The sequence below is a fragment of the Psychromonas ingrahamii 37 genome (assembly GCF_000015285.1).
Taxonomy (GTDB): Bacteria; Pseudomonadota; Gammaproteobacteria; order Enterobacterales; family Psychromonadaceae; genus Psychromonas; species Psychromonas ingrahamii.
In genome coordinates, this window is record NC_008709.1 from 74513 (window position 1) to 99186 (window position 24674).

The 24674-nt window shown below is 40.8% G+C and carries 20 protein-coding genes, 1 tRNA gene and 3 rRNA genes; 14 read left to right on the forward strand and 10 right to left on the reverse strand.

Annotation, left to right across the window (positions count from 1 at the left end):
* Positions 1 to 86: 86 nt before the first annotated feature.
* From PING_RS00305 to radC, 5 genes are all read right to left on the reverse strand, one after another.
* Entirely contained in the window at positions 87 to 1064 is a 978-nt protein-coding gene (locus PING_RS00305; RefSeq protein WP_041765690.1) for a hypothetical protein, read from the reverse strand.
* Positions 1065 to 1518: 454 nt separating this feature from the next.
* Complete coding sequence (gene mutM, locus PING_RS00310; protein ID WP_011768486.1) at positions 1519 to 2331, reverse strand: bifunctional DNA-formamidopyrimidine glycosylase/DNA-(apurinic or apyrimidinic site) lyase; 813 nt, start codon at positions 2329 to 2331, stop codon at positions 1519 to 1521.
* A 302-nt stretch (positions 2332 to 2633) separates the two neighbouring features.
* The gene (gene rpmG, locus PING_RS00315) at positions 2634 to 2789 is read right to left on the reverse strand and encodes a 50S ribosomal protein L33 (protein ID WP_011768487.1); all 156 of its coding nucleotides are present in this window, start codon (positions 2787 to 2789) and stop codon (positions 2634 to 2636) included.
* Between the two features lie 11 nt (positions 2790 to 2800).
* Entirely contained in the window at positions 2801 to 3037 is a 237-nt protein-coding gene (gene rpmB, locus PING_RS00320) for a 50S ribosomal protein L28 (protein WP_011768488.1), read from the reverse strand.
* Positions 3038 to 3171: 134 nt separating this feature from the next.
* Complete coding sequence (gene radC / locus PING_RS00325; protein ID WP_011768489.1) at positions 3172 to 3849, reverse strand: RadC family protein; 678 nt, start codon at positions 3847 to 3849, stop codon at positions 3172 to 3174.
* Positions 3850 to 4056: 207 nt separating this feature from the next.
* On the opposite strand from radC, the gene coaBC reads away from it, so the two are divergent.
* Genes coaBC through slmA form a run of 3 tightly spaced genes read left to right on the forward strand, consistent with a single transcriptional unit; the run spans position 4057 to position 6384 of the window.
* On the forward strand, positions 4057 to 5292 hold the full coding sequence (gene coaBC, locus PING_RS00330; RefSeq protein WP_011768490.1) for a bifunctional phosphopantothenoylcysteine decarboxylase/phosphopantothenate--cysteine ligase CoaBC: 1236 nt from the start codon (positions 4057 to 4059) through the stop codon (positions 5290 to 5292).
* Positions 5292 to 5747 (forward strand): dUTP diphosphatase, encoded by a 456-nt coding sequence (gene dut, locus PING_RS00335; RefSeq protein WP_011768491.1) that lies wholly within the window; start codon positions 5292 to 5294, stop codon positions 5745 to 5747. The genes coaBC and dut overlap by 1 nt, the downstream gene beginning before the upstream one ends.
* 34 nt (positions 5748 to 5781) lie before the next feature.
* Entirely contained in the window at positions 5782 to 6384 is a 603-nt protein-coding gene (gene slmA / locus PING_RS00340; RefSeq protein WP_011768492.1) for a nucleoid occlusion factor SlmA, read from the forward strand.
* Positions 6385 to 6453: 69 nt separating this feature from the next.
* On the opposite strand, the gene metJ is transcribed toward slmA, so the two are convergent.
* The 3 genes from metJ to ygfZ form a co-directional block, all read right to left on the reverse strand.
* Positions 6454 to 6744 carry a met regulon transcriptional regulator MetJ gene (metJ, locus tag PING_RS00345; RefSeq protein WP_011768493.1) on the reverse strand — a complete coding sequence of 97 codons (291 nt, stop codon included), beginning with the start codon at positions 6742 to 6744 and terminating at the stop codon, positions 6454 to 6456.
* A gap of 83 nt (positions 6745 to 6827) precedes the next feature.
* Positions 6828 to 9437, reverse strand: coding sequence for a class I adenylate cyclase (locus tag PING_RS00350; RefSeq protein WP_049752933.1), 2610 nt, complete (start codon positions 9435 to 9437; stop codon positions 6828 to 6830).
* 189 nt (positions 9438 to 9626) lie between these two features.
* Positions 9627 to 10604: a tRNA-modifying protein YgfZ gene (gene ygfZ / locus PING_RS00355; protein WP_011768495.1), complete on the reverse strand. Its 978-nt coding sequence runs from the start codon at positions 10602 to 10604 to the stop codon at positions 9627 to 9629.
* Between the two features lie 440 nt (positions 10605 to 11044).
* On the opposite strand from ygfZ, the gene PING_RS00360 reads away from it, so the two are divergent.
* Together PING_RS00360 and PING_RS00365 are read left to right on the forward strand one after the other, a co-directional pair.
* On the forward strand, positions 11045 to 11296 hold the full coding sequence (locus tag PING_RS00360; RefSeq protein ID WP_011768496.1) for an FAD assembly factor SdhE: 252 nt from the start codon (positions 11045 to 11047) through the stop codon (positions 11294 to 11296).
* Positions 11268 to 11720: a protein YgfX gene (locus tag PING_RS00365; protein ID WP_041765694.1), complete on the forward strand. Its 453-nt coding sequence runs from the start codon at positions 11268 to 11270 to the stop codon at positions 11718 to 11720. The genes PING_RS00360 and PING_RS00365 overlap by 29 nt, the downstream gene beginning before the upstream one ends.
* 6 nt (positions 11721 to 11726) lie before the next feature.
* Here the strand turns inward: PING_RS00365 and nadB are convergent, their stop codons facing one another.
* A complete protein-coding gene (gene nadB, locus PING_RS00370; protein WP_011768497.1) occupies positions 11727 to 13358 on the reverse strand; it encodes an L-aspartate oxidase in 1632 nt (543 codons plus the stop codon).
* Between the two features lie 230 nt (positions 13359 to 13588).
* On the opposite strand from nadB, the gene rpoE reads away from it, so the two are divergent.
* From rpoE to PING_RS00415, 9 genes are all read left to right on the forward strand, one after another.
* Positions 13589 to 14170: an RNA polymerase sigma factor RpoE gene (gene rpoE, locus PING_RS00375; RefSeq protein ID WP_011768498.1), complete on the forward strand. Its 582-nt coding sequence runs from the start codon at positions 13589 to 13591 to the stop codon at positions 14168 to 14170.
* 12 nt (positions 14171 to 14182) lie between these two features.
* Entirely contained in the window at positions 14183 to 14716 is a 534-nt protein-coding gene (locus PING_RS00380; protein WP_011768499.1) for a sigma-E factor negative regulatory protein, read from the forward strand.
* A gap of 184 nt (positions 14717 to 14900) precedes the next feature.
* Positions 14901 to 15908: a MucB/RseB C-terminal domain-containing protein gene (locus PING_RS00385; protein ID WP_011768500.1), complete on the forward strand. Its 1008-nt coding sequence runs from the start codon at positions 14901 to 14903 to the stop codon at positions 15906 to 15908.
* A gap of 3 nt (positions 15909 to 15911) precedes the next feature.
* Positions 15912 to 16361: a SoxR reducing system RseC family protein gene (locus PING_RS00390; RefSeq protein ID WP_011768501.1), complete on the forward strand. Its 450-nt coding sequence runs from the start codon at positions 15912 to 15914 to the stop codon at positions 16359 to 16361.
* 529 nt (positions 16362 to 16890) lie between these two features.
* A 16S ribosomal RNA gene (locus PING_RS00395) occupies positions 16891 to 18437 on the forward strand.
* Between the two features lie 138 nt (positions 18438 to 18575).
* Positions 18576 to 18651: transfer RNA gene (locus tag PING_RS00400), tRNA-Glu, on the forward strand.
* 550 nt (positions 18652 to 19201) lie between these two features.
* Positions 19202 to 22093, forward strand: a 23S ribosomal RNA gene (locus PING_RS00405).
* Between the two features lie 201 nt (positions 22094 to 22294).
* A 5S ribosomal RNA gene (gene rrf / locus PING_RS00410) occupies positions 22295 to 22410 on the forward strand.
* Together the 16S, 23S and 5S rRNA genes with 1 tRNA gene alongside form the textbook arrangement of a ribosomal RNA operon.
* Before the next feature lie 739 nt (positions 22411 to 23149).
* Positions 23150 to 24049 carry an IS982 family transposase gene (locus tag PING_RS00415; RefSeq protein WP_011768502.1) on the forward strand — a complete coding sequence of 300 codons (900 nt, stop codon included), beginning with the start codon at positions 23150 to 23152 and terminating at the stop codon, positions 24047 to 24049.
* A gap of 358 nt (positions 24050 to 24407) precedes the next feature.
* On the opposite strand, the gene PING_RS00420 is transcribed toward PING_RS00415, so the two are convergent.
* A complete protein-coding gene (locus PING_RS00420; protein ID WP_011768503.1) occupies positions 24408 to 24671 on the reverse strand; it encodes a YihD family protein in 264 nt (87 codons plus the stop codon).
* Between the last annotated feature and the right edge of the window lie 3 nt (positions 24672 to 24674).

The window sequence follows — 24674 nt, forward strand, 5'->3', positions numbered from 1 at the left end:
GAGGAATATGGCTGTTTTAAACCAACAGAAGAAGCTTGATTTTAATCAAACGAGGGATGACTGACAGGTAATTGAAAAATAAAGCTTTAACCACACAACCAGCGTTGGCAGTTTGCTGCGCCGTGGCGTCGCTTTCGGTCTAAATGTTCACAGTATTCAGTTAATGCCGGTAAGGCACCTACCGCCCCTTTAAATAAATGACCAAATTCGATGGTGATTTTAAGCCAGTTATCTGCAGGAATGTTAAGTCTATTGAGGATATCTTGACTGTTTGAACTAATGGCACCGCGCTTATCTTCTCGTATGATTCGACCGGTATCTTCAACAAGCGCAATGTAATCCTTCACACTGAACATCAGCCCGTCGGGCATATTAAGGCATTCATCACCTACAAACGGCAGTAATTCTGCTGGTTGCTCACCTTTTATGGCGGAGTGAATTCGGCGTTGGATGCTGGTGTGATCTGAAGTTTCAGGTGTTGTCGCCATTTTGGCGCGAATGGGGTTTAAATCAACATATGCCATACAAGCTAATACGGCTGTTTCATCAAGTAATGCCTGGGATTTAAAGCGTCCTTCCCAGAATCTGCCGGTACAGCTATCTTCTTTGTTGGCCTGTCTGGCAATCGGCTCACTGAGTGATCGCATAAACCAACTGATGTCGATTAAGCGATGACGATATTCGGTAATGCACTCATTAACGGTTTTGAGCTCAAACGTACTAAGGTCTTCACCTTTAACAAACTTTTGCGTCAGTAACGTGCCCTTAAAGCCTTTATGCCACTGAACAAGCACTGCTTTATCAGACCAGTTTACGGCTTTATCGGCATTCACCTTAAGGACAACATGCAGGTGATTACTCATGACGGCATAAGAACAGATATCAATCGCAAAGATAGTGGCAAGCTCAATAATGCGAGCGTCAACCCACACTCGACGATGTTCATAGTTTTCACCTGTCGTGCTATCAATGCCACATAAGAATGCTTTACGAACAACACGTGAGCAACAATGATAGTAAGGAGTGTCATCTAAGCTCACTATTGTTTTTCTTGGTTGGGCCATCATTTATTACCTGCAGTAAATAAAGGTAACTAAAGATTAGACCAATGCGCAAATATTCGCCAATAATTATGGGTGGCTATGTTGTGGTTCCGTAAATAAAGGTAACTAAAGATTAGACCAATGCGCAAATATTCGCCAATAATTATGGGTGGCTATGTTGTGGTTTAGCTATGTTGTGGTTCCCCAACAATAAAAGTTTAACCATTAGCTATCAAGCGAAAGTTTATTACAAACCAATGCGGCTAGATATTTTAAGTTCACAGTCTCTTGCTGTTAAGGGGAAATAATTCCCTCGAAGTGCGAAACTGCGTTTAGGTTTCTCATCGTCTACACGCCGTCAGGGGCGAAATACTACTAATAAAAGTTAAGGTAAGCATCCGCAAGCGAAAGCTTACTGCAGGCCAATACGGCTCGTTTATGCTGGTATATTAGATGAAAACAATCAACAAGGAAGCTAGCTCTGGCATTCCGGACAATACACACTGGCTCTTGCGGCTAATTTAACAGCTTTTAAAGGGGTTTCGCAGCTAGGGCATTGCTGACCTGTTTTACCATAAACCTGTAGCGTCTGTTGAAAATAGCCAGGTTTACCATCACTACCGACAAAATCTTTCAGGGTGGTGCCGCCTTGTTTTATCGCTTGCTGTAAAATTTCTTTAATCTCAGTAACTAATATTTGATAGCGTTTTTCAGAGATATTGCCGGCCGCCCTTATTGGCGAGATGCCACTATTAAATAAGGCTTCCGTCGCATAGATATTACCCACACCCGTTACGACTTTTTGATCCATAATAAATTGTTTTACCGGCAGTTTTCGTTTAGTCGCCTGCTGGTATAAATACTTCGCATTAAAATCATCATTGAGCGGCTCAGGACCGAGTTTATTTAATAGAGGCGAGTCTTCCGGCGTTAAACCCAACCATAAAATGGCCCCGAAACGGCGTGGATCGGTATAGCGTAATAAACAATCTGCGAAAATAAGATCGGCATGGTCATGTTTTTTTGGCGGGCTATTCAATGGGCAAATTCGTAAACTGCCCGACATGCCCAGGTGAATTAACAAGGTGCCACTGGTGAAGTTGAACAGCAGGTATTTAGCACGGCGATCGATTGAAAGTAATATTTTATCTTTAATGTCCGATAATAAATCCTGCGGTATTTTCCAGCGTAATTGAGTATGCCGCAGCACAACATTCTGGACCGATTTATTAATAAGATGCGGGCTGATCCCTTTTCTGCTGGTTTCTACTTCCGGTAATTCTGGCATAAAAATTCTCTCTTTGAACTGATATTATCAGTGTACTGATTCCTTGGCTAAAATCTATGCTGTTTTATCTAGGTGGTCGGTCGTCTTAATTGCTTTGGTATTTAATCTGGATCAGGCAATCTCTATTTCCATGTCAGAAAACAGGAGTGAATGAGATCTTAAAATTAATCATTATCAAGACTATTTATGGAAGAGGGGTATAGTTTACAGAAGGTCGATTTGTCGCTTATTCTTTGAGATTTGAGCTTTTTTAGGTATAAAAAAACCCAGTATAAACTGGGTTTTTGCAGACTAAATCAAGATCACTTGATTTTGCCTTCTTTGTACATAACATGCTTACGTACAACAGGATCAAACTTTTTGATCTCAAACTTTTCAGGCATAGTCTTTTTATTTTTATCAGTAGTATAAAAATGGCCAGTACCAGCACTTGAATTTAAACGAATTTTATCACGCATTTTAAAGCTCCTTAAACTTTTTCACCCTTGGCACGGATATCAGTTAATACTGAATCAATACCTTTTTTATCGATGATACGCATCCCTTTAGTAGTTAGGCGTAGTTTCACAAAACGGTTTTCACTTTCTACCCAGAAACGGTGTGTTTGCAGGTTAGGTAAAAAACGACGTCTTGTCCGGTTCTTTGCGTGTGATACATTGTTACCAACAGCTGGACGCTTGCCTGTAACTTGACATACTCTAGACATGTCGTGATTCTCCAAATAATAGTTTTACTCGAGCAAAATAGTCGAACACCTTTTTTAGCCGTCGCCAAAGGCGTCGAGGGCGCATTTTATACATGATTGAGTATGAAAGATCAACAAAACTCTGAATTTATACCTTAAATCCATCCATTTTCTGCAAATGATGTACATTTTTTGTGCCCAACGACCAAATGATCTAAAACTCGGACGTCTATTAATTGCAGTGCAGAAACGATTTTTTGGGTGATCATTTTGTCCGCTTCGCTTGCTGACGGATCGCCGGAAGGATGATTATGGACCAGTATAATTGCCGCGGCATTTTCAGATAATACTTTTTGCGCAATGATTCGAGGGTGGACTGTTGCGCAGTCGATTGAACCAAAGAAAAACTCATGAAAGCGAATAATACGATGTTGTGTGTCTAATAATATGGCCGCAAATACCTCGTAGGGTAAATTGTGCATTTTAGCGATTAAGAAGGCTTTAGTTTGTGCGGCGCTGGTTAAGGCGTTACCTTTACTTAAGGGTTCTTGTAAATAGCGGCTGGACATTTCAAGGACGGCCTGTAATTGCACATATTTTGCCTGTCCTAGCCCTTTTTTTTCACAAAAATCTGATTCTGATGCAGCAAATAAAGCATGTAAGGAGCCGAATTGACTTAGCAGTTGTTTGGAGAGTGTGACGACGTCGACACCACGGCAACCCGTACGTAAAAATATAGCAAGCAGTTCAGCATCAGAAAGGGCCGCTGTGCCTTTTTGCAGCAATTTTTCTCTCGGTCTTTCCTGATTGGGCCAGTCTTTTAATTTTGTCATGATCTAATATTCCGATAATTAACTATTACGGCTATAGCTAAGTGGCAGTGAATACGGGAAAGGCAGTCAATAAATTGCTATTAAGCCAATTTTTGATAAGTATAGCGCAGCCATTAAATTGCGACTAAATCTCGTCGATTTATTCACATTTTGCTTAATTACTTTGCTATTCTATGTTCTTCTTATTTGTTATATTGAGTCTCGTAAATGTCTGAACATCATATTTTAAGCGGGAAAAAAATATTACTTGGTATTGCCGGTGGCATTGCTGCGTATAAATGTGCAGAATTAACGCGCCGTTTAAAAGATCAGGGGGCAGATGTCCGTATTGTAATGACCTCTTCGGCGAAAGCGTTTATCACACCACTCACTATGCAGGCTGTCTCCGGACACGCTGTCGCCGATGATTTGTTAGACCCCAATGCAGAATCCGGGATGGGGCATATCGAGTTGGCCAGATGGGCGGATCTTGTTTTGCTTGCGCCTGCCACTGCAAATTTAATCGCTCGATTACGTGCGGGCATGGCGGATGACTTATTAACGACGTTATGTGTAGCGACATCCTCTCCTATTGCCGTTTCGCCGGCAATGAATCAGCAAATGTACCTAGCACAGGCAACACAAGACAATATCAGCGTATTAAAGCAGCGTGGGGTGATGATTTGGGGGCCAGGACAAGGCGCGCAAGCCTGTGGCGATATAGGGCCCGGCAGAATGCTTAATCCGGCGGACCTTGTGGAAAAGGTGATGGATTATTTTAGTGATAAAAACAGCTATTTTACGGGTGTCAATATCACCATTACTGCAGGACCTACTCAGGAAGCATTAGATCCTGTGCGTTACATCAGTAACCATAGTTCCGGTAAAATGGGTTTTGCATTGGCTGAAGTGGCACAAAAAATTGGGGCAAATGTTACTTTAATTAGTGGCCCTGTGCAGTTGAGCACGCCGAACGGGGTGACTCGATTGAATGTGACAAGTGCATTAGAGATGCATCAGGCCAGTTTATCTGGCCTTAAGAACTGCGATATCTTTATTGCTTGTGCGGCTGTTGCCGACTATAGAGCAGAGACGGTCGCTGAGCAAAAAATGAAAAAACAGCCAGGTATTGATGAGTTAACTATTAAGTTAGTAAAAAATCCGGATATTATTAAAGATGTCTCAAATCATCAAAATCGTCCTTTCTGCGTGGCTTTTGCTGCGGAAACGCAGCATCTTGAAGTTTATGCAAAAGATAAATTAAAACGTAAAAATGTAGATTTAATTGCAGCAAATGATGTTGCAAAAAATGGCCAAGGTTTTAATAGTGAAAAAAATGCATTAAGCGTATTTTCTAGCGAAGAACGATTTGATATAACGCTTGCCGATAAAAAGGCGGTTGCCAGCCAGCTACTTAAAATAATAAGCCAACAATACGCTTTGAAAAATAAAGGATTTAAATAATGAAACAGATAGAGCTTAAAATTCTCGATCCTCGCATTGGTAAGGAATTCCCGCTTCCTGAGCATGCGACGGCGGGATCTGCTGGGATGGATTTGCGTGCTTGTATTGATCAGGCCTTAATTATTAAGCCTGGAGAAACACAACTAATTCCAACGGGTATTGCAATCCATATTAGCGATCCTGGACTTGCGGCTACCATTTTACCGCGCTCTGGATTGGGTCATAAGCATGGTATCGTTTTGGGAAATTTAGTGGGTTTAATTGATTCTGATTATCAAGGTCCGCTAATGGTTTCTTGTTGGAATCGCAGCACAGAAAGTTTCCGCCTTGAGCCGGGAGAGCGATTAGCGCAGTTGGTTTTTTTACCTGTTGTACAGGCAACATTCGAAATTGTTGATGAGTTTAAGAGCTCAGAACGAGGAGAGGGTGGATTTGGTCACTCAGGGAAACATTAATTTTAGTTTAAAACGACAAAGGAAGTTGTAGATTATGCTGGCAAAAACAACCAAAAAGAAAGTAAATCGCAAGGAAGATATTTTACACGCATTGGCTAAAATGCTTGAAAGTCAACCTGGTCAGCGTATTACAACTGCAAAATTAGCAGCTGAAGTTGGCGTTTCGGAAGCCGCGTTATATCGTCATTTTCCAAGTAAAGCGCGTATGTTCGAAGGGTTAATTGATTACATTGAATCAACTATTTTTACGCAAATAAATTTAATTAAAGAACAGCAAAAACAAACATTTGTACGTATTGAGCATATATTATATTTTTTATTAGGTTTTGCAGAGCAAAATCCGGGTATTACGCGCATTTTAACCGGGGATGCTTTATTAGGGGAGAATGAGCGCCTGCAGACCCGTATTGAACATGTTTTTTCAAAGTTAGAGTCACAACTTAAACTGATCCTGAGGGAAAAAGCAATTTTTGATGGCGGTAAACTGAGTATTGACGAGGCTATCGTCGCGAACTTATTACTTGCTTACGTTGAAGGGCGTATGAGCCAATTTGTACGTAGTCAATTTAAACAGAAACCAACCCAATATTTTAATACTCAATGGCCATTTTTATACAGGCAGCTGCAACAAAGTTAATCATAAATAAAGCGTTAAACTGCGTAGAAGCAGTGAATTGCAGGCTGATCATCTGCACAGTTTAATTTTCTATTTTTTCATTAACTTTTTAACGCTTTCCGGAATGCCTGTGGCTTGATTTTTATCAAGGTCCCCATCTTCCGGCAGCGGTTGTCCAGTGTACGCATGTAAGAATGCTTCACATAATAACTCACTGTTAGTGGCATGGCGCAAGTTATTTACTTGACGACGGGTGCGCTCGTCGGTCAATATTTTAAGGACTTTCGTGGGGATAGAGACTGTTATTTTTTTTACTTGCTCACTTTTTTTACCGTGTTCAGCATAAGGGCTGATATATTCACCATTCCATTTCGTCGACATCTTTATTACCCCATAAAACTAGAAAGGTTATTTTACCTTTTGTTGCTTATTTTGGCAATCTATACGTAAAGAGGGCTAGATGTCTATGGCTCATTTTCTTTAGTTGTACTGGTAAATGACGATAAAATAAGCTCTTTATTGTCGGATAATTCAATTTCATAAAACTGCGGTAAGTTGAAGTTGATTCTGTCATCCTGTTTGTTCATTTCATTGTTATTTGAAGCATAAAATCGATTTACGTTTTGTACCAAATCATCTTTACCGCCCGTAAAACTATGCAGTGTTTCTATCTCATTATCAGCATTGGCAATATAAACATTAAAACCATCATGGTAATTTTCAAAAAAGAACTGAACGATACCTTCACTGATATGTGAGCCAATAATGGAGACTGTTTTATCAAAATAGGTGTTTTTTAAATTAAGGGCACTATTGGATACTTTTTTATTGGAGATATGGCTGTAAATATCAACAAGGTTTTTTAAATGTTGTACTGAAACGCCAGTTTGTTCAAAGTAAAAGGCAAAATTTTCTTCGCCTGTTTTTAATGTTTGTACGGATCGCTGACTAAGAGAATCCAAACGTAACTGTATGTATTCATTTAGTTTTGATTTAAATGCCTGACTTATTTGCGCTTGAAACTGGCAACTGTAACAAAATAAGTCTATTTGCTCCGGAGGACATGCCCCTTGATGCATTTTCCCCAAAATAGTATGAAGGGCATCAATAACGGATTGATTACTATTAAAGTGTAAGGTGCGCACCTCATTCCAGGAGTTTCGATAAATAAGGTCAATACTGCCAATTAAACATTCTTTATCTTCGCCGTAAGAAAATATATCCCCCTGTTGATCATCTTCACTTTCAGAGGTACTTTCCCAGTGGCGAGTAGGATCCCTTTCAAGATTTAGAAAAATGGTTAAGTGTTTAATCTCACAAGGTCGGCTTAATGCATTGTTGCTTGCTTTGGGAATATAAATAGGAAAAACAGAGTAAAGATCTTGAATAAACTGGTTTAGTTTTTTATCAACAAGGTCAGACCCTTGATTATAGAGATGTAATTGCGTCTCTTCTTCGTACAATCCATTCATATGGCACCAGGCAACTAACTTGGCAATATATTTAGCATACATTAATGTTGGGGTGTTGATCAGGGTAAAGCTGTCGAGAGAGCAGTTATACAGGTACCACCCGGCCGCATTTTTTCTATTCTTAGGCACTTGAATAAAGCTTAGATCGGGCTCCGATAGATCCGGTGATATTTTAGGATTAATTAAGTCTACTTTACCCGGCAGACTTTCGTGTGCAGCATAAAGTTTGCGCGACAGTATACCCAAATCTTCCGCACTGATTGAACCTTCAATATTATTATCACGCGCGAAGCGGAGTAATTTGCTGTAACTTGCCATCAAAGTATCAAGCAATATATCTTTGGCGTTACTGACCGCTCTCACTTTCCATTTTTTTCGATTATCTAAGTCTGCAATATGATCCTTATTCCAGTCCCACCGATTAACAAATTTAGTTAACACTTGGCGCCGCCAGGTTGGAGGATTAAGAGTACAAATTTTTGAAAGATTTTCTTCCGTTTTTAGATAAAAACAAGCGCGTACCACTTCAAGGCGTTTAAAGTCGTTAATCTTATTTAAATACGAGGTGACTTTTTCCAACATTAAGCAATAGGGATCAAGATATTCAAGATCCGTCTGTTGTTCTTGAAAGCGTTTTTTATAATATAATGCAATCAGTTCAGTATTAGGGTATTCCCAAGAGTAAGCTTCCATAAGAATGGTTTTTAATACTGCTTTATAGGGCGTATCTATGCCCTTATAAAGTTGCCAAAGTGTTGCGCCAAAATATTCTTCAGCTGGGATACGGTCAAATCCGCCGAGATCTAGCCAGTCATCGGGATTTAATCCACCGTTATCATAGAGCTTTTTCACATATTCATTGTAATTTTTTTCATGTTCAAAGGGGACTTGCCACCATAAAATGCGTTTTCCAGCGATATGCAGTTCAGTGCGATAAAATTCATCAAGTAACAATAAATGCTGAGAAGTACCACAGGCATCCATGGTCATATCGGATTTATTATCAATGCGAAACTTGTTATCGGGAATTAAAAAAAAGTTAAGTTCAACCCCATAACCTTCAGCCCAATGGGTTATTAACCAAGATTTATTTTTTAATAGTTGGACACGTTGTTTATCCATCTGGTGGGGATAACAAATCCAAATATCCAGATCACTTTCGGAGGATTGACCTATTGAGGCTGTACTGCCCATCGCATATAAACCAATTAGATCTGCTTGCTGAGGTTTTTTTTGTGGTTCATCTTGAAATGATAATAAGTTATTAAGTTGTATTTTCAAGTCTGTGGGTTTTGTTATTAAGTTAGTTGCTTGCGCTTTTTTTTGTGGCTCTTCTTGATAGGGAAATAATTCAGCCAGTTGTTTTTTCTGTTTTTTATTGACATTAAATTGATGTATGCCAGTGGGAGTATCACCCTTGGTATATCCTGGAAGGCTGGGGTGATTATAATGCAATAAAAGAGGGAAAGTACGAAACACAGTAAGAGTGTCTGCATTCATCAATAATTCAGCTGATTGTATTCGCAGGCGAGTTAATTCGTCAGCTTTATCACGTAATCTTTTTATTTCTGGATTCAACAGAGAGCCTGCTACCCATTTCATCAATCAATGAACAAGGGAGTAAATGAAAGTGTGATAAGCTTAGCATTTTTTAGTGCGGTGGTAAATATCAATTTTTTATACACAATAGCAATTTAAAGTCAATTAGCTTGTGGGTAAGGCTTAAGAAGTAAACGCACAACAGTAATAAAAAAACATATTTCTTACCTGTTGTGCGTTTTAGCTGAGTTATTAATCGTCTATTTGATAGGGTAGAGGGGCATAATAAAGGGTTGAACCTTCTATACCTTGTATTTGATAAACACTCTCTGACTCACTGTTTTTTGGCAAAATGGCTAATACTTCGATATGTCCATCGCCGTATTGGCATCCGGATATGATAGTACCAACACGCTTCCAATTATTGTTTAATAAAACTTTTACATTTTGTCCTGCTTTGGGCGCTTCAGTTGCTCGGCCAGTGAGAATAAAGAGTGCCCGTTTGTTTGCTCCTCTGTATTTTGTCCGAGCAATGGTTTCTTGACCAATATAACAACCTTTAGTGAAACTGATACCATTAAGAGCCTGTAGATTGAGCATTTGAGGAATAAACAATCCAGATGTTTCTTCCTCGATAAAGGCGATGCCTGCAGCAATATTCATCGCATTCCATAAACTATCATCATAAACACTGGCCTGATCTTTTAGGTCTTCAGTTAACTGTGTTGCTTGCTGGTTTTTTACAATCATCAAATAACGTAATGATGGATAGGGTTGTTTGATGATAACGCCCTGATCATCATCTAGCAGGTGACTCTCTTCATGAGTGGCTGATATATTGAAATTCTTAGCAATATTTGCAGCAGATTTGCAGCCGGCTAAACCCAATAATTGGTATTCAGTTTCTTTTTTTATTTCAACTTTCGAAAAGGTCGCGTATTTTTGTAATTCAGGTAGCTGTTTTGCCGTTACTGATTTCGGCTGAATGAGTAAAATTCTATCATTTAAGACAACAACTCGAAAAATACTCCAAACTTTTCCCTGCGGGTTACACTGCGCGGCCAGTGTTTGCTCTCCTGGTTTTAAAATCGTCAAATCACATGTGAGCTGTCCTTGTAAGAAGGTGATACGATCTTCACCTGTTACGCTAAGTAAGTCCCAGCTAGTTAGCGGGCATAGGACTAAGTCGGGCAGCTGGCTAATATTATTGAGTTGACTAAGTTTAAACATTTTATGCCTCATCTCTATACGGTTATGATATTTTACTATGGTATAGCTCACAACATAATTTGTCAGTAGTTGCTGTTAATAATTTATTATTGTTATGATGTATACCTAAATTACTTGAAGATGCATTTTCAAGTAATTTGGGTATTTATACCCATGTTACTTCAACATGCTTTGTCAGGCGCAAGGTCTTCGATCAGACCAAGACGCAACATGAGGTAATGGTTATTCCCTTTTCGATTGGTGCAACGCAGCGCTGGTTTTTGACCTTGCGACCCTTAGGGCAAGGAAAATTGTGCCAATCTGCGTTGTTATAAAATCGCTATGTAGAATAACTATACTTCAATTTTATGCCTAGCATCTCAGCACAATTTTTCTTGCTGACTTTGCATTTTGAAGTACCATGGGCATATGCACTTTATTTTAAATAGGAAAGCAAAAAAATGGCTGAAGCCGTCAATAAATCGCGTTTATTATGGGCATGTCGCCGAGGTATGTTAGAGCTCGATGTGTTATTTATCCCTTTTGTGAAGGAAGCTTATGATGACTTATCTTATTCTGAGCAGCTGACTTTTGAACGTTTATTGACCAATGAAGATCCGGATTTATTTGCCTGGTTTATGGGCCATAAAAGCTGTCCCGATGCCGAACAGGCGAAGATCATCGATGTCATACTCAAGCGCGTTAAAGTATAATATTTCCGTAAACACCTCTATCTACCGAGGTGTTTTTGTTTTTACCTTGTACTCTTCCCTTATTCTATTATTACTGCTGGTTGTTGAATTAACTTGGCTAAGCATTACATTGTCTTTATTTTTACTGGTGATTGCGGCTTATGGCGGGAAAAAATCCTATGCCGATACTTACAATATAAAATTAAGTGATACAGGAAAAATGGAGGTTGTATTAGCGAATAAGCAGCTGATCAGCGCGGAAATTGGTGCCTCTTCCTTTTATAATGGTTTTTGCTTATTTATTCATTTGCAAAGCAGGCCTACTGATTTATCAAACTTAATCACCCAAAAAAAGCGCTCTAAGAAGTTTATTGTAATTTACAAAGATGCCGTTAAAGAAGATGAGTACCGGTTATTAGCCCGATTAATTAAAATCGGGCAGTAGTGATGGTTAACAGCTTTTTTCAGGAGTGAGAATAGTGGGTTTTGGATTGTCCAGTTGTTCAGGATAATCAAGATTGTAGTGTAAACCTCGGCTTTCTTTTCGTTTCATTGCACTTTTTATTATTATTTCAGCAACTTGTACTAAATTTCTAAGTTCCAGAAGGTTATTGCTTACTTTAAAGTTACCGTAATATTCATCAATTTCTTGCTGCAATAACTGCACCCTATGCAGAGCACGTTCTAGACGTTTGTCGGTTCGAACAATACCGACATAATCCCACATAAATAATCGCAGTTCATGCCAGTTGTGCTGAATGACCACTGCTTCATCTGAATCATCTACTTGACTCTCATCCCAGTCAGGAATTTTTGCAAATTTACGTTCTTTATAAAAAGGAATTCGGTTAATAATATCTTTGGCGCAGGCGTGTGCATAAACAATACACTCTAATAACGAATTAGAGGCCAAGCGGTTTGCGCCATGCAAGCCGGTATAAGAGACTTCTCCAATCGCATATAATCCATCTATATCCGTTTGTCCATGGTGATCGATCATTACTCCGCCACAACTATAATGGGCTGCGGGTACAATAGGTATTGGTTGCTCGGCCATATCAATACCCAGTGATAAGCAGCGATGATAAATAGTTGGAAAGTGTTTAACGATGAATTCTTTGGATTTATGGCTAATGTCTAAATACATACAATCTGCACCTAAACGTTTCATCTCATAATCTATTGCCCGTGCAACAATGTCACGGGGAGCGAGCTCTGCACGCTCATCAAAATCAAGCATAAAGCGAGTGCCATCGGGCCGCCGCAGATAAGCACCTTCTCCACGGAGCGCCTCACTTAACAAAAAGTTTTTAGCATCGGTATGGTATAAGCAGGTAGGATGAAACTGATTAAACTCCATATTGGCAATACGGCAGCCACTGCGCCAGGCTAAAGCAATACCATCACCGCTGGAGACATCGGGATTACTGGTATACTGATAAACTTTACTGGCACCGCCTGTTGCCAATGTTACAAAATTCGCCTTAATGATTTCAACTCGCTCGGCTTTACGGTTCCAGACATAAGCGCCTATAATGCGGTTTGCCGGTAGGTTTAATTGTCGGCTAGTGATTAAATCAACCGCATTATAACCCTCCATCAGGTTGATATTTTTATGTTTTTTGACGGCGCTGAGTAAAGTTGTTTCTATCTCTTTTCCCGTCGCATCAGCAGAGTGAAGAATACGGCGATGAGAATGCCCGCCTTCTCGCGTGAGGTGGTATTGTGCTTGTCCATCGTCATTAATTTCAGTATCAAAACCAACCCCGGTATCAATTAACCATTGAATGCTCTCTTTAGCATTACTGACGGTAAAGCGAACCGCTTCTTCATCACATAAATCAGCGCCTGCGATTAATGTGTCTTTGACGTGGGCTTCAATACTATCGTCATCGGAAAAAACAGCAGCAACGCCCCCTTGGGCGTATAAGGTTGAGCCTTCAGAAAGCTTACCTTTACTTAATACATTGATTCTGGCGTGCGGGGCGAGCTTTAGCGCTAATGAAAGCCCGGCAGCGCCAGCGCCAATAATCAGGACGTCACAAGTATGTTGCTTTTCACTTATTGATTTACTTTCTGTCATAGCGTTATATGCTCTGTTATTAAGATCGTTTTTTAGTATAAATTTAATTTTGATATCAGTCACTTTAAAATGAGAATCTATACTTTTCAACTACTTTAGGTATATTAAAGACGAAGTCAGTCCAAAAAATTAATTTTTTTCATTTTTTCGGAACTTTATTTTTTATTCAAAGTCATAAGTGTGGGTGCTAATAGGGCTCACCAACATTATTAATAGGTAGAGAAGCCCTAATGAGTGAGCGAGATTTAGATTTACAACTGGTTCGGCGTATTCAGAACGGGGATCAAGTTGCTTTTACATTGTTAGTTAGAAAATACCAAACTCGAGTTGCAAATATTTTAACGCGTTATGTGCGCAATACTGGCGATATTGCAGACGTAGCACAAGAGGTATTTATCAAAGTGCACAACTCCCTCCCCTCTTTTCGTGGAGAGAGTGCCTTTTATACCTGGCTATATAGAATTACCGTTAATACAGCCAAAAATTATTTAACAAGTCAAAGCCGTCGACCGCCAGCATCTGATATCGATGCAATGGAGGCTGATAGTTTTGATGGTAGTGATGCGTTAAGGGAAGTTGACAGTCCTGAGGGAATATTAAGATCTCAGGAAGTAAAGAAAGTAATCTTAACAACTATTAATGAATTACCCTCAGAACTAAAAGCTGCGATTACGTTTAGGGAAATTGAGGGTATGAGTTATGAGCAAATAGCAATTATCGAAGATTGTCCTATCGGCACAGTTCGATCTCGTATTTTTAGAGCTCGTGAAATGATAGATAAGCATCTGAAACCTCTATTAGCAGAAGATTAATTGGGAAGCAAAATGAAAGATGTGAATGAACAACTGTCAGCGATTGTTGATAATGAATTTATTGATGAGAAGTTAATTGATGAACTACTGATTAATAAAGATAAACAGGAGCTATTTTCTCGTTATCATTTAATTGGTGATGTGATGCGTGGAGATATTACGGATCAATTCATTAATTTTGATATTAGTCAGCAAGTAATGGCTAAGATAGAACAGCCCACTAAAATAGCTGCTGTTGTGGAGCTTGATACTCCCACAGAAAAAAGTAAAAATAATGTTATCTCTTTTGTTAAACGTTTTGGACAATACGCGATCGCCGCATCTGTTGCAGGGGTAGTGGTGTTAGCAAGCCTTGTTACTTCTGAACCAACCTTTCAAAATAACAGTGCCGGGCTTGAAGTGTTAAAAACGGTGCCTCTGGGCGCTGCAAATCCGGTCAGTTTGCAAACAACTAAAAAACAATCGCAACAGGAAGTTAAAAAACATAATGACCGATTAGAAGCATTATTAAATGATCATCAATTACAGCTGCAAACACAACCCTAAGGTAGTGCTATTGAATACTTGTAGCTTATGTAAATGACATATAAAAATTTAAATAACCTAAAAAATACAGCTGCAAACACAACCCTAAGGTAGTGCTATTGAATACTTGCAGCTTATGTAAATGACATATAAAAATTTAATTAACCTAAAACATACAGCTGTAAACACAATCTTAAGGTAAATAATGAAACTGCTCTTCTATTCTAAAACATTAATTACGGCTGTGTTCATATTAATTGCTGGTGCCGCATTTTCTGTTCAAGCAACAGAGATGAGTAACGATCAAACAGTCAAAAAAGATAATATAACGGCCATTGAATACTTGCAGCTTATGCAAACAGCCTATAAAAATTTAAATTATGAAATATTATATTTAAATAACCTAAAAAATACAGTTGAACCGAAACAACTACTCCATGGTGTTATTAACCAGGAAGAAATTGCTTATTTTCGTTATTTAAACGGTGCAATGCGTGAGTCTTTACAATATTTGCAAAAAATAAGTTATTTCGAACAAGGCTCACAACCCTACACGTTACAATCTACTCGCAACCAAAGTGTTTTTGCGAATATTGCTAATTTTAATTATGACAAGGGGTTAGACTCATACGAGTATATTATTTTAGGAAAAGGGCGTATTGCGGGTAAAACTGCCATGGCAATACGGATGATAAGTAAAGATCAATATCGTTATAGTTATATTGTTTGGATAGATCTTGATACCCATTTGCCATTACGCTTAGATACGATTAATAGTTCAAATATTATTCTCGACCAGATAATGGTTGTTTCATTAAAGGTCAGTGAGCAAGTTAACCCATGGTTAGAAAGTTTAAGTAATCAAAAACTGCCTGAATTATTCCATTTATCGCAAACATCTAATCTTCAAGCATCTTTATGGAAAGTCGATTGGTTGCCTGCTGGTTTCAACATTGTGAAAGATGATCAACATAAATTAGTGATGTATGAAAACGAGCCTGTTTCCTACATAATGTTAAATGATGGTATTGTTTCTGTTTCTGTTTATATCTCAGCTAAAAAAACAACATCAGAGCAACAGCAAAAAACAATTCAACGCGGCGCAACGGTTTTATATACCGATCAAAAAAACAATTTCGAGATTAATGTGATTGGTGAAATACCAGTTGCCACTGCCAAGCGTTTAATAGAGTCAATTTCAATAGTGGAATAAAAAATGGTAGCTGAAAAAGGGAAAATAATAGCAATAGAAAAAAGTGAGGGTAAAACCCTTGCTCATATTGAATACATTTCAAAATCAGCTTGCTCCTCATGCCAAAATAATGATACCTGCGGTGTGGGTGTTGTATCAAAAACATTTTCAGATAAAGCACTTCAATTTACCATTCCTTATGCAAAGGAAATGGAAGTTGATAAGTTTGTTGAACTGAATATTAGCAATAATGATTTAATAAAAAGTGCCATGTTAGTCTACCTTGTCCCCCTGCTCTTTTTTATTACTAGTGCATTGATAGCGAAACAGTTTAATATAACCAATGAAGCCATCATTATATTAATCGCGATTAGCTGGGCGGCGGCTGGTTTTGTGATAACTCACTTCGTTACTAAAAAATTGTACCCTCAAAAATCTATAAACCAGCTAATCAGTAGTAAAACAATACAATAACGGCTAACTAAACAGCATTTTGCTTGTTAATTAATCGTTCGCGCATTTTATTGAAATAATCATCAATAAAGCCCTTGCCAAGGTTCATAAAATCTCTATAATGCGCCCCACGGAAACGGGAAAGACGCAAGTCAGTCCGGTTATTTAGAACGAAAGAGGTTAAGTTTTTAATAATGTATCACGTTGATTAAAAACATTAAAACTAACCCTTGACATCGTTTGCAGGTAGCGTAATATGCGCACCTCGCCGAAAGGCACGCTCTTTAACAATTTAATCAAACAATCTGTGTGGACACTTATTGTTGATGTGATTTCAAAAAAATCAAAGTCCTTTTGCTGCTTATGTAGCACAAGGCAGTAACTTTTCACTTCGTGAATAGATTGCTCATCAATAAAAGTGACACACGAATAAATTTATTTATTCAGAATAATAAGTTATTCATTGTTTTTGTACTTAGGTATGGAGATGAAGAGTAATTAGTTTTAGTCAGTTATATTGAGTCGCAGCGCAAGCTGCAAATTAAACTTTAAATTGAAGAGTTTGATCATGGCTCAGATTGAACGCTGGCGGCAGGCTTAACACATGCAAGTCGAACGGTAACAGAGAATAGCTTGCTATTTTGCTGACGAGTGGCGGACGGGTGAGTAATGCTTGGGAATTTGCCTTGTTGCGGGGGACAACAGTTGGAAACGACTGCTAATACCGCATAATGTCTCCGGACCAAAGGTGGCCTCTATTTATATGCTATCGCGACAAGATGAGCCCAAGTGGGATTAGCTAGTTGGTAAGGTAATGGCTTACCAAGGCGTCGATCCCTAGCTGGTCTTAGAGGATGACCAGCCACACTGGAACTGAGACACGGTCCAGACTCCTACGGGAGGCAGCAGTGGGGAATATTGCACAATGGAGGAAACTCTGATGCAGCCATGCCGCGTGTGTGAAGAAGGCTTTCGGGTTGTAAAGCACTTTCAGCGAGGAGGAAAGGGTAATGGTTAATATCCACTATCTGTGACGTTACTCGCAGAAGAAGCACCGGCTAACTCCGTGCCAGCAGCCGCGGTAATACGGAGGGTGCGAGCGTTAATCGGAATTACTGGGCGTAAAGCGCGCGTAGGCGGTTAATTAAGTCAGATGTGAAAGCCCAGGGCTCAACCTTGGAACTGCATTTGAAACTGGTTAACTAGAGTTTTGTAGAGGGTGGTAGAATTTCAGGTGTAGCGGTGAAATGCGTAGAGATCTGAAGGAATACCAGTGGCGAAGGCGGCCACCTGGACAAAGACTGACGCTGAGGCGCGAAGGCGTGGGGAGCAAACGGGATTAGATACCCCGGTAGTCCACGCAGTAAACGATGTCTATTAGAAGTTTGTGGCTATATGCCGTGGGTTTCAAAGCTAACGCATTAAATAGACCGCCTGGGGAGTACGGCCGCAAGGTTAAAACTCAAATGAATTGACGGGGGCCCGCACAAGCGGTGGAGCATGTGGTTTAATTCGATGCAACGCGAAGAACCTTACCATCCCTTGACATCCAGAGAATCTGTTAGAGATAGTAGAGTGCCTTCGGGAACTCTGAGACAGGTGCTGCATGGCTGTCGTCAGCTCGTGTTGTGAAATGTTGGGTTAAGTCCCGCAACGAGCGCAACCCTTATCCTTAGTTGCCAGCACGTAATGGTGGGAACTCTAGGGAGACTGCCGGTGATAAACCGGAGGAAGGTGGGGACGACGTCAAGTCATCATGGCCCTTACGGGATGGGCTACACACGTGCTACAATGGCAAATACAAAGGGTTGCTAGCCTGCGAAGGTATGCGAATCTCATAAAGTTTGTCGTAGTCCGGATCGGAGTCTGCAACTCGACTCCGTGAAGTTGGAATCGCTAGTAATCGTGGATCAGAATGCCACGGTGAATACGTTCCCGGGCCTTGTACACACCGCCCGTCACACCATGGGAGTGGGCTGCACCAGAAGTCATTAGCTTAACCTTTCGGGGATGGCGATGACCACGGTGTGGTTCATGACTGGGGTGAAGTCGTAACAAGGTAGCCCTAGGGGAACCTGGGGCTGGATCACCTCCTTACGTAAAGAGACACACATTAAGTATTTGCGTAGCAAAAACTTAAACCGCTAGTAGATTTGCGTAGCAAATGTACGTTAGGGACAATGAGTGTTCACACAGATTGTTTGATTAAAATGATAAAGCGCAAGTAGTTTCTATGTCCCCATCGTCTAGAGGCCTAGGACACCGCCCTTTCACGGCGGTAACAGGGGTTCAAATCCCCTTGGGGATACCACTTTTTATTTAAATAAATAAAAGTTATATTTGCTCCGCAAATTAATTTTCTGTATTTAAGAAAATTGAACCTGCTTATAATGACGCACTTATTAACTGTTCTTTATAAAGAATAATTAATAAGTGTTTTTTTAACACTGCTCTTTAACAATTAGGAAAGCTGATAAAAGTTCTTTTTATCACACAAAAACAATGGCACTCAGGTGTTGATTGGTGTGATAAATTAAACGAAAAGTTTGTATTTCACACAGTGAAATATAAACAGTTCTCGTTTATTAACACTTAGGTGTTAGTAAATGAATAAAGCAAAAATAAATATTATTCAAACTGATACTTTGGATAATATACGTATCTATTGAGTGATTGTTAATTCAATTATTCTTAGGTGCACGAAAAACGAATGTTGTTTTTTGTATTGTAAAATATGAGAAATCGCAAGCGTCTTGGAAACTCAAATAAATACAAAATCTAGATTTTGTTGTCTTATGTGTTTTTTGAATGTTATTAACATTCATAAAAACGCTTAAAGTGACACCTTTTAGGTGTTGTATGGTTAAGTGAATAAGCGTGCACGGTGGATGCCTAGGCAATTAGAGGCGATGAAGGACGTGGTAATCTGCGATAAGTCCAGGGGAGTTGATAACAAGCGTTATATCCTGGAATTTCCGAATGGGGCAACCCGGCACTTAGTGTCATCGTTAAGTGAATACATAGCTTAACGAAGCGAACGAGGGGAACTGAAACATCTAAGTACCCTTAGGAAAAGAAATCAACCGAGATTCCGATAGTAGCGGCGAGCGAAATTGGAACAGCCCTTAAGCTGTTTAAAAGTTAGTGGAAGGCTCTGGAAAGTGCCGCGATACAGGGTGATAGCCCCGTACACAAAAACTTCTTTACAGTGAAAGCGAGTAGGTCGGGACACGAGAAATCCTGACTGAATATGGGGGGACCATCCTCCAAGGCTAAATACTCCTAATTGACCGATAGTGAACCAGTACCGTGAGGGAAAGGCGAAAAGAACCCCTGTGAGGGGAGTGAAATAGAACCTGAAACCGTGTACGTACAAGCAGTAGGAGCGGACATTGTGTTCCGTGACTGCGTACCTTTTGTATAATGGGTCAACGACTTAATTTCAGTAGCAAGGTTAACCAAATAGGGGAGCCGTAGGGAAACCGAGTCTTAACTGGGCGAATAGTTGCTGGGATTAGACCCGAAACTTGGTGATCTAGCCATGAGCAGGTTGAAGGTTGAGTAACATCAACTGGAGGACCGAACCCACTAATGTTGAAAAATTAGGGGATGACTTGTGGCTGGGGGTGAAAGGCCAATCAAACCAAGAGATAGCTGGTTCTCCTCGAAAGCTATTTAGGTAGCGCCTCGTGTATCACTGTTGGGGGTAGAGCACTGTTTGGGCTAGGGGGTCATCCCGACTTACCAACCCCATGCAAACTCCGAATACCAACAAGTGCAATCACGGGAGACACACGGCGGGTGCTAACGTCCGTCGTGGAAAGGGAAACAACCCAGACCGCCAGCTAAGGTCCCTAAGTATATGTTAAGTGGGAAACGATGTGGAAAGGCTCAGACAGCTAGGAAGTTGGCTTAGAAGCAGCCATCTTTTAAAGAAAGCGTAATAGCTCACTAGTCGAGTCGGTCTGCGCGGAAGATTTAACGGGGCTAAACATATCACCGAAGCTGCGGATGCTTATTTATAGGCATGGTAGAGGAGCGTTCTGTAAGCCGTCGAAGGGAAAGGTGTAAACCATCCTGGAGGTATCAGAAGTGCGAATGTTGACATGAGTAACGATAAGGGAGGTGAAAAACCTCCCCGCCGGAAGACCAAGGGTTCCTGTCCAACGTTAATCGGGGCAGGGTGAGTCGACCCCTAAGGCGAGGCCGAAAGGCGTAGTCGATGGGAAACGGGTTAATATTCCCGTACCCTTTATTATTGCGATGGGAGGACGGAGAAGGCTAGGTGGGCCTGGCGATGGTTGTCCAGGTTCAAGTGCGTAGGCGGGAGACTTAGGTAAATCCGGGTTTCTTTTAACGCTGAGACACGATGTCGAGTCACCAAGGTGATGAAGTCATTGATGCCATGCTTCCAGGAAAAGTCTCTAAGCTTCAGATAATAGAGGATCGTACCCCAAACCGACACAGGTGGTCAGGTAGAGAATACTAAGGCGCTTGAGAGAACTCGGGTGAAGGAACTAGGCAAAATGGTACCGTAACTTCGGGAGAAGGTACGCCTCCGACGGTGACGAGACTTGCTCTCTGAGCTGTTGGAGGCCGAAGATACCAGATGGCTGCAACTGTTTATTAAAAACACAGCACTCTGCTAAATCGTAAGATGACGTATAGGGTGTGACGCCTGCCCGGTGCCGGAAGGTTAATTGATGAGGTTAGACTTAGGTCGAAGCTTTTGATCGAAGCCCCGGTAAACGGCGGCCGTAACTATAACGGTCCTAAGGTAGCGAAATTCCTTGTCGGGTAAGTTCCGACCTGCACGAATGGCGTAATGATGGCCATGCTGTCTCCACCCGAGACTCAGTGAAGTTGAAATCGCAGTGAAGATGCTGCGTCCCCGCGGCTAGACGGAAAGACCCCGTGAACCTTTACTACAGCTTAGCAGTGAACTTAGAGCCTACATGTGTAGGATAGGTGGGAGGCTTTGAAGCGTTGTCGCTAGATGACGTGGAGCCAACCTTGAAATACCACCCTTGTATGTTTTGAGTTCTAACCATGGCCCCTGAATCGGGGTTTGGGACACTGTTTGGTGGGTAGTTTGACTGGGGCGGTCTCCTCCTAAAGAGTAACGGAGGAGTACGAAGGTTGGCTAATCACGGTCGGACATCGTGAGGTTAGTACAATGGTATAAGCCAGCTTAACTGCGAGACAGACACGTCGAGCAGGTACGAAAGTAGGTCATAGTGATCCGGTGGTTCTGAATGGAAGGGCCATCGCTCAACGGATAAAAGGTACTCCGGGGATAACAGGCTGATACCGCCCAAGAGTTCATATCGACGGCGGTGTTTGGCACCTCGATGTCGGCTCATCACATCCTGGGGCTGAAGTCGGTCCCAAGGGTATGGCTGTTCGCCATTTAAAGTGGTACGCGAGCTGGGTTTAGAACGTCGTGAGACAGTTCGGTCCCTATCTGCCGTGGGCGTTTGAGAATTGAGAGGAGCTGCTCCTAGTACGAGAGGACCGGAGTGGACGAACCGCTGGTGTTCGGGTTGTATCGCCAGATGCATTGCCCGGTAGCTACGTTCGGAATCGATAACCGCTGAAAGCATCTAAGCGGGAAGCGAGCCTCGAGATGAGTTCTCACTGGAGCTTTAAGCTCCCTAAAGGGCCGTTGGAGACTACAACGTTGATAGGCAAGGTGTGTAAGTGCAGTAATGTATTGAGCTAACTTGTACTAATTACCCGTGAGGCTTAACCATACAACACCTAAGACGTGTTGAGTTGCAGTAGACGCATAGTGGGTCAGTGAATGTTATTAACATTCCCTCTGATTAAGCTAAGAGTTGAAACAACAGTATCCAAGACAAAAAAAAAATATGCTTGCGAAACATATTTTACAAAAATTAATGCTTGTATCAAAACACAGAACAATAAACAGCTTTTCTAATTAACTTTTTATGCTTGGCGACCATAGCATTGTGGTACCACCTGATCCCATTCCGAACTCAGCAGTGAAACGCAATTGCGCCGATGGTAGTGTGGGGTCTCCCCATGTGAGAGTAGGTCATCGCCAAGCGCCTAATAACGATAAATCCCAGTCCTTCGAAAGAAGGGCTGGGATTTTTTCGTTATTACGGCTTTGACGTGATGACCAACTCGAACATGGGAATTATAAAAAAGCATGCCGAAGGCATTCAGATCATGTGATAGTAGGGCGAATCAGGCGACAGCCTGGGTTTATGAGCGGAGGAGCTCTGCGAGTCCTGTTCCATCGCCCGCATCTCGCACAAGCTAAGCAATTAAATCCAGATAAATCCCTGTTGACTAATGTCAGCAGGGATTTTTTGTTTGAGTGCTTGAGATGATGACTACTCGAGCATCGGACATAAAGAGCAGCCACGGAGTGGCATTCAAGCCATGTGACAGTAGGGCGAATTTGGCGCCAGCCAAGGTTTATGAGCGGACGAGCTCTGCGAGTCCTGTTCCATCGCCAAGCGCCTAATTAAACCAACCCAGTAAGTCTTTTCTTACTGGTTTTTTTTAATTCTATCGATTGATGACTTACTCTCGAGTATGGAGGCGAATTTTGCATTAGCAAAGTGTCATGAGCGGGCTAAGCTCTGCGTGCCCTGTAGAATCACGCGTTAGCCAAGGTTTATGAGCGGACGAGCTCTGCGAGTCCTATTCCATGGCCAGTATCTCGCACAAGCTAGGTAACCTGAATTCGGGATAAGAATTAAAATAAATTGAACTTAATGCCTGTTCCACGATCTGATCTTTTAACTAAAAAAAATCAGATATAAAAAGGGACGGGCATGATTAATTTAACGGATACATTTTGTGATGTAGATGATTTTTGCAAAGCTTTTATCCCTGAGTGGGAAGCGCGTTTAATAACCAATGGTGAGATAAAAAGACGAAGGGTTAACCGCATGAGTAAAGCCGAAATAATGACAATTATCATTAGCTTTCATCAATCTCATTACAGAGATTTTAAAAATTATTACTTAGGATATGTAGCCAAATATTTAAAACCGTATTTCCCTGCGCTACTAAGCTACACAAGGTTTATAGAGGTTATGCCATCCGTCATCATTCCTTTGAATACCTATTTAACGACCTTGTTTGGCAAGCCAACGGGGATTGCTTTTATTGACTCCACAAAAATTGCAGTATGCCATATTATTAGAGCAAAACGTAACAAGGTTTTTAACGGAACGGCCAAGCATGGGAAAGGTACAATGGGGTGGTTCTTTGGCTTCAAACTACACCTCATAGTGAATCACCTTGGCGATATATTGAGTGTAAAAATAACAGAAGGTAATGTAGATGATCGTAACCCAGTTCCTGACATGGTTGGCGCTTTATCAGGCAAACTATATGGTGATAAAGGCTACTTAGGCAAAGCGTTAGCGAGTAAATTACAAGAAAAAGGTGTTGAACTGATAACAAATGTTCGAAAAAACATGAAAAAGGGAGTAATAAGCAAGTGGGATAAAGCGATGCTCAGCAAGCGTTATCTTATCGAAACAATCAATGATCAAGTAAAAAACATTTCATATGTAGAGCACACTCGACATCGCAGTATTACTGGCTTTGTTGCAAATATGTTGGGTGGTTTAATTGCCTATTGCCTACAAAAAGATAAGCCATCAATCAATTTAACACCCAATGAAAAAAATGTGATAATTGGTGAAAATATCATAATGGCTTAACCCGATCTCAGGTTAGGTAATTAAACACAGATAAATCCCAGTCCTTCTTTGAAGAGCTGGGATTTTTTCGTTGAAGCGTTTGAGACGATGACTACTCGAACATGGTGAAGGTTAACAGCATGCCGCAGTGAGAGTATCGCGGGAGCACTGGTTTACAAACGGGGGGAACTCTATCAGGACTGTTGATTTTGCAGAAGCTGAGTGTCACGAAGAGGCTAAGTTCTGCGAGCTCTGATTACTTGCCGGCAGGCAAGTGCCAAGAACTGGGACCCTGTCCCTGTCCCATTACCAGCGTCTGCAACTGAAAAAGGAGTTGGAGTGCAGGAGCTGAAAATTTGTGCACTTCTAGTATTATTTTTTAAATTAAGCCCCGTGCTTGTAATAAAGCTGTTTTAAAGTCATCTTTACAGTCTTTAGCAATGCCAGGTAGCATCTCATTAGCTTCGATTTGATCCATTTTGAGATGATAAATAATGACTTCATCATTCAGTTTTTCCAGAGGTTTATCAAATCCCGATTCTTGAGTCAGGCGCACTAAAGTTTCTATCAGACTTAACTCTTTATTTTTTAACCAGTAAGGTTTTAATAATTCTATTACTTTATTAATACGATCTGATTGCATATT

Coding starts and splice junctions, on each gene's coding strand:
- PING_RS00305 (WP_041765690.1), bottom strand. CDS start 1,064: ATGGCCCAACCAAGAAAAACAATAGTGAGCTTAGATGACACTCCTTAC.
- mutM (WP_011768486.1), bottom strand. CDS start 2,331: ATGCCAGAATTACCGGAAGTAGAAACCAGCAGAAAAGGGATCAGCCCG.
- rpmG (WP_011768487.1), bottom strand. CDS start 2,789: ATGCGTGATAAAATTCGTTTAAATTCAAGTGCTGGTACTGGCCATTTT.
- rpmB (WP_011768488.1), bottom strand. CDS start 3,037: ATGTCTAGAGTATGTCAAGTTACAGGCAAGCGTCCAGCTGTTGGTAAC.
- radC (WP_011768489.1), bottom strand. CDS start 3,849: ATGACAAAATTAAAAGACTGGCCCAATCAGGAAAGACCGAGAGAAAAA.
- coaBC (WP_011768490.1), top strand. CDS start 4,057: ATGTCTGAACATCATATTTTAAGCGGGAAAAAAATATTACTTGGTATT.
- dut (WP_011768491.1), top strand. CDS start 5,292: ATGAAACAGATAGAGCTTAAAATTCTCGATCCTCGCATTGGTAAGGAA.
- slmA (WP_011768492.1), top strand. CDS start 5,782: ATGCTGGCAAAAACAACCAAAAAGAAAGTAAATCGCAAGGAAGATATT.
- metJ (WP_011768493.1), bottom strand. CDS start 6,744: ATGTCGACGAAATGGAATGGTGAATATATCAGCCCTTATGCTGAACAC.
- PING_RS00350 (WP_049752933.1), bottom strand. CDS start 9,437: ATGAAATGGGTAGCAGGCTCTCTGTTGAATCCAGAAATAAAAAGATTA.
- ygfZ (WP_011768495.1), bottom strand. CDS start 10,604: ATGTTTAAACTTAGTCAACTCAATAATATTAGCCAGCTGCCCGACTTA.
- PING_RS00360 (WP_011768496.1), top strand. CDS start 11,045: ATGGCTGAAGCCGTCAATAAATCGCGTTTATTATGGGCATGTCGCCGA.
- PING_RS00365 (WP_041765694.1), top strand. CDS start 11,268: ATGTCATACTCAAGCGCGTTAAAGTATAATATTTCCGTAAACACCTCT.
- nadB (WP_011768497.1), bottom strand. CDS start 13,358: ATGACAGAAAGTAAATCAATAAGTGAAAAGCAACATACTTGTGACGTC.
- rpoE (WP_011768498.1), top strand. CDS start 13,589: ATGAGTGAGCGAGATTTAGATTTACAACTGGTTCGGCGTATTCAGAAC.
- PING_RS00380 (WP_011768499.1), top strand. CDS start 14,183: ATGAAAGATGTGAATGAACAACTGTCAGCGATTGTTGATAATGAATTT.
- PING_RS00385 (WP_011768500.1), top strand. CDS start 14,901: ATGAAACTGCTCTTCTATTCTAAAACATTAATTACGGCTGTGTTCATA.
- PING_RS00390 (WP_011768501.1), top strand. CDS start 15,912: ATGGTAGCTGAAAAAGGGAAAATAATAGCAATAGAAAAAAGTGAGGGT.
- PING_RS00415 (WP_011768502.1), top strand. CDS start 23,150: ATGATTAATTTAACGGATACATTTTGTGATGTAGATGATTTTTGCAAA.
- PING_RS00420 (WP_011768503.1), bottom strand. CDS start 24,671: ATGCAATCAGATCGTATTAATAAAGTAATAGAATTATTAAAACCTTAC.